Source organism: Synergistaceae bacterium, assembly GCA_021372895.1.
Lineage (GTDB): Bacteria > Synergistota > Synergistia > Synergistales > Synergistaceae > JAJFTP01.
In genome coordinates, this window is the sequence record JAJFTP010000092.1 from 1 (window position 1) to 7,898 (window position 7,898).

10 protein-coding genes are annotated in these 7,898 nt (G+C 48.9%); 9 read left to right on the top strand and 1 reads right to left on the bottom strand.

Annotation, left to right across the window (positions count from 1 at the left end; translation table 11 throughout):
* Window positions 1–117: 117 nt before the first annotated feature.
* The 5 genes from LLF78_08140 to LLF78_08160 are packed head-to-tail and all read left to right on the top strand — an operon-like array spanning window position 118 to window position 3,183.
* The gene (locus tag LLF78_08140) at window positions 118–1,215 is read left to right on the top strand and encodes an FAD:protein FMN transferase (protein ID MCE5202462.1); all 1,098 of its coding nucleotides are present in this window, start codon (window positions 118–120) and stop codon (window positions 1,213–1,215) included.
* A gap of 17 nt (window positions 1,216–1,232) precedes the next feature.
* On the top strand, window positions 1,233–1,589 hold the full coding sequence (locus LLF78_08145) for a NusG domain II-containing protein (protein ID MCE5202463.1): 357 nt from the start codon (window positions 1,233–1,235) through the stop codon (window positions 1,587–1,589).
* Complete coding sequence (locus tag LLF78_08150; GenBank protein MCE5202464.1) at window positions 1,589–2,086, top strand: Gx transporter family protein; 498 nt, start codon at window positions 1,589–1,591, stop codon at window positions 2,084–2,086. Before LLF78_08145 ends, LLF78_08150 begins: the two co-directional genes overlap by 1 nt.
* 54 nt (window positions 2,087–2,140) lie before the next feature.
* Entirely contained in the window at window positions 2,141–2,845 is a 705-nt protein-coding gene (locus tag LLF78_08155; GenBank protein ID MCE5202465.1) for a hypothetical protein, read from the top strand.
* Entirely contained in the window at window positions 2,845–3,183 is a 339-nt protein-coding gene (locus tag LLF78_08160; protein ID MCE5202466.1) for a DUF3795 domain-containing protein, read from the top strand. The genes LLF78_08155 and LLF78_08160 overlap by 1 nt, the downstream gene beginning before the upstream one ends.
* Before the next feature lie 183 nt (window positions 3,184–3,366).
* On the opposite strand, the gene LLF78_08165 is transcribed toward LLF78_08160, so the two are convergent.
* Window positions 3,367–4,305 (bottom strand): hydroxymethylglutaryl-CoA lyase, encoded by a 939-nt coding sequence (locus tag LLF78_08165; protein ID MCE5202467.1) that lies wholly within the window; start codon window positions 4,303–4,305, stop codon window positions 3,367–3,369.
* A gap of 285 nt (window positions 4,306–4,590) precedes the next feature.
* On the opposite strand from LLF78_08165, the gene LLF78_08170 reads away from it, so the two are divergent.
* The 4 genes from LLF78_08170 to LLF78_08185 form a co-directional block, all read left to right on the top strand.
* Entirely contained in the window at window positions 4,591–5,418 is an 828-nt protein-coding gene (locus LLF78_08170; GenBank protein MCE5202468.1) for a sugar phosphate isomerase/epimerase, read from the top strand.
* A gap of 188 nt (window positions 5,419–5,606) precedes the next feature.
* Window positions 5,607–6,383 (top strand): type I 3-dehydroquinate dehydratase, encoded by a 777-nt coding sequence (gene aroD / locus LLF78_08175; GenBank protein ID MCE5202469.1) that lies wholly within the window; start codon window positions 5,607–5,609, stop codon window positions 6,381–6,383.
* A 59-nt stretch (window positions 6,384–6,442) separates the two neighbouring features.
* Window positions 6,443–7,441: a tripartite tricarboxylate transporter substrate binding protein gene (locus LLF78_08180; GenBank protein ID MCE5202470.1), complete on the top strand. Its 999-nt coding sequence runs from the start codon at window positions 6,443–6,445 to the stop codon at window positions 7,439–7,441.
* 116 nt (window positions 7,442–7,557) lie between these two features.
* Window positions 7,558–7,898: tripartite tricarboxylate transporter TctB family protein (locus LLF78_08185; protein MCE5202471.1), on the top strand; the 341-nt coding region annotated here is incomplete at its 3' end.

Genomic DNA, 7,898 nt, shown 5'->3' on the forward strand with positions numbered 1-7,898 from the left:
GGTAATAACCGCAGCATGACTTAACTGTTTGCCGTCAGGCGCTCAAATCATTGGCCCATGTCCATTTATGGCTGTTATAATGGAGATCAAGAGCAGGACACTGCTGGGGGAGTATAGTTGGCATATATAAACGGAGAGGCCAGTTCGTCTAAAATCCGCGGTGTAGTGATAGCAACGCTTTTTATTGCCGTTCTTGTTTTTGCCGCAAGGGTATATTTCAGTTTGCATGAGCCGCTAAAAGCCGAGCGCGAGTCATTCAGGCTGGGTACGATAGTCAGGCTGAATGTGTGGGGCGAAAATAAGGCGTCGTTGGATGCTGCGCTTGATGCTTCGATGGCTGAGATAGTACGTCTTGAATCTCTTTTTTCGGTAAATATTGCAACCTCTGACATTTCCAGAATCAATTCCAATTCCGGCGGAAGGATCAAAGTCAGCCCTGAGACCGGGGAGCTTATTGCCCTTGCACTCAAAAATGCAGGTGAGACCGGTGGAGCGTTTGATCCCACAATAGGTCCGGTCGTGAGGCTATGGGGGATCGGCACGAAAAACGCCCATGTCCCTGCCGACAGTGAAATAGATGCTGCGCGTGAGCTGGTCGATTACAGGCGAGTTTCCTGTTATAAACAAAACGGAGGCTGCTATGCGGCGGTCGGCAGGGGACAGCGGTTTGACCTCGGAGGCATAGCAAAGGGCTGGATCGCAGACAGGGTAGCCGACCTGCTGCGCAAGCACGGCATCACATCCGCTCTTATAGATCTTGGCGGTAATTTGTACGTGATCGGAAAATCACCGAAGGGGCATGCGTGGAAAATTGGGCTGCAACATCCCGACAAGCCGCGCGGCGAATATTTTGGTACGATCGACGTAGAGGATATCTCAGTCGTGACCTCGGGTCCCTATGAGAGATATTTTGAAAAAGACGGGGTGCGCTATAACCATATATTTGACCCGTCGACGGGGCGGCCTGTGCAGTCAGGTCTTGTTTCGGTCTCGGTCATATCTAAAAGTTCCGCCGACGCGGATGCGCTGTGTACGGCCATGTTCGTGATGGGCCCGGAGAAGAGCGTGGCGTTCCTGCGTGAACACAGGGATTTAGAAGCTGTGCTGGTTGTCGGTGCAGAGAAGAAGGTTTTTATAACTCAAAATATTGAAAATAAATTCAGCCTGACGGATGGCGGCATGATGCTGGAAGTTATCAACGGAGCTGTAAAGTGAGGCGCGGGGACAGATCAATGCTTGTAATTTTTGTGCTGCTGCTTGCTGTTGGTACGTTTCTGTGGCTGGCACAGACGTTCGTTGCATCGCCGGAGATGCTGAGAGCAGATGTCATTCAGAATCGCAAGGTAATAAAAAGTTTCATGCTTGATGCCAAAGCAGCGCCCGAGGAATTAACTATAAAATACAATGGCGGATACAATACAATATACGTTGAAGGCGGCAGGATAGCTATAATAGATGCAGACTGCCCTGATAGGGACTGTGTGCGCCGCGGATGGCTGAAACATGCGGGAGAGAGTACGATCTGTCTGCCGCACCGGCTTGAGATAAGGATATCAGGCAGGTCAGATGTTGACGGGGTGTCGTACTGATGAGTCTGCGTAACGTTATCATTACAGGGCTTCTGATTGCGCTTGCCTTGGTTTTTAACCTCGTGGAGGGAGCTTTGCCGCTTCCGCTGCCAGGAATCAGGCTCGGAGCTGCAAATGTGTTCGCGCTTGTTGCTCTTGTGCTGCTTGGCGTGAAAGAGGCCTTTGCCGTCACGTTGCTGCGGGTCTGTCTCTCCTGGCTCATAACGGGCAACTGGTTTGCTTTCCTTTGCAGTATGGCCGGTGGGTTGCTTGCGACTATCATGATGGTGGTGCTTTACACAAAATCCCGCAAGGAGTTTACACTGCCTTGGATAAGCGTCGCAGGGGCATGGGCATTCAACGCAGGGCAGATAACCGTCATCACTTATCTTGTAGGCGACGTGCGCATACTTATATATGCTGTGCCTTTGTTCATAGCCGGGACCCTGGCCGGCTGGGCCGTAGGGATCCTGGCCCAGATCCTTTGCGACAGGATGGGTAAAATTATTCTGAAATAAACATTGTCGGCATATTTGCCGGCTAAAAGACAGTAATTGGAAAGGATGGGCGTTATGAAAATAACGATTGACGAGGCGATATTTGCAGTTTTTCCGGATGCAAGCATCGGATGGCTCACAGCGGAGGTGCATGTGCAGCCGAAGAGCGAGTACATCGAAGGAATGAAGAGGTCTCTCGTCGGCAGGCTCAACGATATCGGCATATCGGCCGATACCATGATGCTTCATCCGGATGTTGCCGGTTGGCGGGAGGTCTACCGCAAAATGGGCGTTAAACCGAGTAAATATCAGAGCTCGCTCGAATCACTCCTGCGCCGCACCTTCAAGGGGGACATCTGGGCTGTCTTAACCGTAGTAGACTGCTACAACTGCGTCTCTGTGATGAACCTGCTCCCTATGGGTGCCTATGACATGGACAGGATCAAGGGTAACCTTACACTGCGATTCGGCATGGAAGGTGAAAAATTTTATCCGCTTGGTGCAGGAGACAGTGTTATTGATGTAGACCAGAAAAACGTCGTCTACGCAGATGATGAAAAAATCTGCTGCTGGCTCTGGAATTATCGGGACACACGCCGGGCCTCTGTTTCAGAGAATACAAAACGCGCCCTATTTCTCGTCGATAACGCGTTCGAAACGGAGTGGCGCACAGTCCGGCAGGGGCTTGAAGCGCTCGGTGCCGAGCTTGAAAAAACAGGCAGCAAAATAATACAGCTTGGCGTTGCGAACGCGATAAATCCGAGTGCAGAGCTTGACTGATGGCAAATATAGGCTGTTGCGGCATGGACTGCGATACGTGCGAGGCCAGGAAGGCCACGGCGCGCGGCGACGTTAAAACATTGGCGCGTATTGCGGCAGAACGGGAAAACGAGGGGCATGTATCCTTTATCCTTCCGTCACGCCTCAAATGTACCGGCTGTCTTGAGCCTGGATCGAAGAGCATCTTATGTGCCGGATGCCGCATAAGAATGTGCGCGCTGGAGAACGGGATACCCCATTGCGGTTTTTGTGAGGAGTTCCCGTGTGAACTGGGCAGCACCGTATGGGATGCGATACCTGAATACAAGCACAACCTCGAAAAACTTATGAGCAGATAGTGGAGGACATAATAAATGCTGGCCAATATAAACCATATAGTCAGGCGCGCGGGAGCTTCCATCAATAATTTGAGAATTTACTGCTAGGTGTTTTCGCATAGAAGCAGGGAGCCGGTACTTAACTCGGCTCCCTGCTTCTGGAGAAGGGATAGGTGCATCTATATTGTGAGAGGAGGTGTCGTTTTACTTAGGTTGCTTCTTTGCGGCTGTGATACTGACTAAGTCGGAAACCTTTCCAGCCCTGAGGATCGAACTGTCTGTGGGATGTCCGACCCACTTTTGAAGCTGTTTGGCAAGATTTATCATCATGTCGAGATCGATCCCGGTTGCTATCCCCATCTCACCAAGCATGTGCAGCATATCCTCGGAGGCAATATTGCCGGATGCTCCAGGTGCATACGGGCAGCCTCCCAGGCCTGCCAGCGATGCATCATAACGTATGATCCCGGCGTTGAGGCCGGCAATCATGTTGGCGAGCGCCATGCCGCGCGTGTTATGGAAATGGAGGAACCAGCGCACATCAGGGAACTTATCCTGCATAAGCGATGTCACATCGTAGACCTGGCGAGGATTTGCCATGCCGGTAGTATCTGAAAGTGAGAGCTCCGTTATGCCAAGGTCACCGAAACTCTTCGTGATATCTATGAGACGTTCGGTGGAGATCTTACCCTCAAACGGACAGCCAAATGCTGTTGAAATAGCGCCGGAGACTTCTGCGCCGTTTTCACGTGCGAATGGCACACATTCCCGGAACCCTTCAAGGAGTTCTGCTATCGTCTTGTTCATGTTGGCTTTTGCGTGTGATTCGCTCGCGGAGAGAGTGAGCTTGACCTTTGTTATACCGGCTGCAAGTGCCCGTTCCACACCTTTTTTGTTTGCGACGAGACACCTGTACTCAACGCCTGGGACTCGCCGTATCCTCTTTGCCACCTCATCCGTATCAGCCATTTGGGGAACTGCCTTAGGATGTACAAAAGAACCTACTTCCACGATAGGGACCCCCGCATCGACGACGCCCTCTATCAGGGCGATTTTCTGCTCTATTGAAAGCATGGTGGATTCATTCTGCAGTCCGTCGCGCGGGCCAACCTCGCAAAAAATAATTTTTTCCGGCCACTTCATTGCCACGTCAATCACCCCTGAAAGATAACTATGATAATAAGTGGACTTTACAACAGTAATAATATTCTGTCAAGCAATAATTAATTCCGCATAACGGAAATTTTATATTGCTTGAAAGCCTGAATAAAATGCTTACGATGATATACAGGCGTGCATATTTTAAAAATAACATCTTGACAGATTTATAACAAACCGATATCTTGTAATCAATTCTCTTAAATGGATTTTTTTTCTGCACAATGGAATTTATATTCAAATATGCCAACTTAAACAGGAGGAAGAAAAATGACGCACAAATTTTCACTTGCTCATCTGACAGTCCTTGGGTGGACTCCGCCCGAAATGATTTACAACGCACATCTGATCGGCTACGACTATGTCAGTATCAGAATTATCAGCATGGGTGTCAAAGGAGAATTTGATTTTGACATTTCAAAAAATAAAAAGATGTTCGATCTGACAAAACAGGCAATGGAAGACACCGGAATGGAGATATACGACATCGAGCTTGCAAGAATTGCAGACGGTGTAGATGTAAGGAACTACGAGAGGTCGTTTGAAGCCGCTGCGAGGCTCGGGGCAAAGGGCATGATAAGCAGCATATGGACAGATGACAAGGAATACTACATAGACCAGTTCGCCACGCTCTGTGATCTTGCCGCACAGTATGACCTCACAGTCAATCTTGAATTCCCCACATGGGCAAGCGTCTATGACATGAAGGGCGTACGCGAAGTTATCGACACGGTGAAGAAGCCCAATGCGGGCATAATGCTTGATACGCTTCACGTATACCGTTCCAGGGTTTCAATGGAGGAACTTGAAGCATGCCCTAAGGAACTTTATAACCTTGCTCATATCTGTGACGGTCCGGCTGAGATCCCGGCACTTACAGACAAAGAGGCGCTTATCCACACAGGGCGTGACGAAAGGTACTATGTCGGCGAAGGCGCTATAGACGTTGCCGGAATGGTCAAAAGGATGCGGCCTGACACGGTGCTTTCAATAGAACTGCCAAACCTCGGATATGTTGCCAAGTGGGGATATACAGAGCATGCGCGCCGCTGCCTTGTTACCGCCAAAGAGTATCTTAAGCAGAACGGGGTCCTTTAGCAGGTGGTCCGTTCACGGAAGAGATCAACAACATAAACACACAATATACACTTCCGTTTTGTGGAAGAAATAGCTATCAAATGGCGTCTTGACAAAATTAAAGTGAACCATTATTGTGTATTTATTTCCTATAGATGAAGAAAATTTCCGTACTGCGAAAATATATTAAAAATGAGAGGTGGCTGTCTATGAGATTAAAGCCTAAAAAGCCTATACGCATACGGAGTTGGACGATGGGTGGTGCTATGCCTCTTGTCTGTATCCCGCTTGTCGGGAAGAGCCGTGAAGAAATTCTGGCAGAGGTGAAGAATGTTCCTGAAATTGCCCCTGATGTCATAGAGTTGCGGATAGATGCATGGGATTTTGTCGAAGATGTTCAGAAATCAGTGGAAATGGTGAAAGAAGTTCACGCGGCTGCAGGAGGAGTACCGATTATCCTTACATGCCGCGGAGATTGGGAAGGCGGCTACAAAAAAGTAAGCGATGAGGCGAAATTCAAAATTTATGACGGCGCAGTCAAGGGCAGACTTGTCGATTTTATCGACATGGAGCTGAAATATGGTCCTCAGAAGATAGGCGAAGTATTGAAATCCCTTGACGGCAGTTCTGTTCACCTCATAGTTTCATTCCATGATTTTAAAAAGACTCCCGCAAAAGAAGAACTTATTTCAATTATGTCTGCTCAGATCGAAGCCGGTGCGCATGTCGCCAAACTGGCAGCCATGCCGCAGGCAGAAGAGGATGTGCTGACCCTCCTTGAGGCGACACTTGCCGTGCGCAGAAAATTTGCGGATATTCCCATTATTACAATGTCAATGGGCGGCATCGGAGCAGTCAGCCGCATAGTCGGCGGTCTCTACGGCTCCGACCTGACCTTTGCGGTCGGTTCACAGGCATCCGCACCAGGGCAGATCCCGGTGGCAGATCTGCGCAAATGTCTTGATGTGGTTTATCCTGAGGCATAAAAAAACAATATTTTTAAAACAGTATAAAAGCCGACACAAATCTATAAGGGGGAATCATTATGAAAAAACTTTTCGTTCTTTTTATCGCTCTGGTGCTGGTAACGATAGCGGTATCGTCCGGTTTTGCCGCGTATCCCGATAAAAATATCCAGGGATACATCCAATGGGGCGCGGGCGGAGGCATGGACGGAGTTGCCAGGGCACTCTCGCCTCTAGCAGAGAAATATCTGGGGAAAGCAATTATTCTCCAGAACAAAACAGGAGCAAGTGGTGCTGTAGCGACCACATTTGTCGCCAATCAGCCTGCGGACGGCTATAGCCTGCTTTATGCCGCGGAAAACCCGGCTACCTACAGGGTGCTTGGTCTTTCACCTCTCAGCTTCAACGATTTTGAGCCTATCATCCTTGCAGTTGAGGGTGCCGTGGTTGTCTGTGTTAACCCCGATACGCCATATAAAACATTCAAGGATCTCGTTGAGGCAGCCAAGAAAAATAGTAAAATCAAGATGGGGACAAGCGGCACGGGTGGGCTCCCATATGTTGCCGGAGCAATGATGAAGAGTATCCACGGTATCAGCTTCAACTATATCCAGTTTGATGGCGACGGTCCCGGAGCGACGGCTTTAATGGGCGGACACGTGGATGTAATGCCTCTGGCACTTTCTACCTCTGTTGAGTACATTCGCGCGGGACGTCTTCGCGGTCTTGCAGTCCTCAGAACGAAACGTGTCCCGCAGTTACCTGATGTCCCTGCGATCACAGAGATATATCCGGAGTACAAAAAGTATCTTCCATGGGGTCCCTTCTACGGCGTATTTGTGAAGAAGGGTACTCCGAATGACATCGTAGAAAAGCTGACGGATGCTTTCACAAAGGCTTACAACGAACCGCGTTTTACAGAGTTTGTCAATAATTCCGGCGGTTTTAAGCTTGGTCTTACAGGAGATAAGGCGAAAGTATTCCTTAAAAACTTTGAATCGACGGCAAGCTGGCTGATATACAATGCAGGCGGAGCTAAAAAATCTCCGGCGGAGTTTAAAATTCCGGAACCGAAATAAGACATATTCCGACCATTGCGGGACATGGAGGGGCAATTTATTGCCTAAGCCCTTACATGTCCCGCAAAACGCAGGTTTTTAAGAGGCTTTGTTATTCTGTAAATGGAGGGTCTAAGATGGATAGTTCTGAAACAGTGAGTGGCAATGCAGCTGATGCTGAACGCAAAGTCAATATAGATGATAAGCACGCGGCGCCCAAAGATCTTTCTGCTTTTGTTCCTGAGGTGACGCGCAAACCTGGCGAGCTCGGTTTTGCCGTTCTCGGAATAATATTTGGCGCGCTTGGATACTACTTTGCGCTGGACATGACGAGCGACAGTTATTCAGCTCCGTCTGTATTTCCGAAACTTGCCTCTACTTTAATCATGCTTTGCGGTATAACTGTATTTATAAAAGATTCAAAAAAAGCGAGACCAGAACAAGGATCACCCGGCGTATGGCATTACCTTATGCCAAA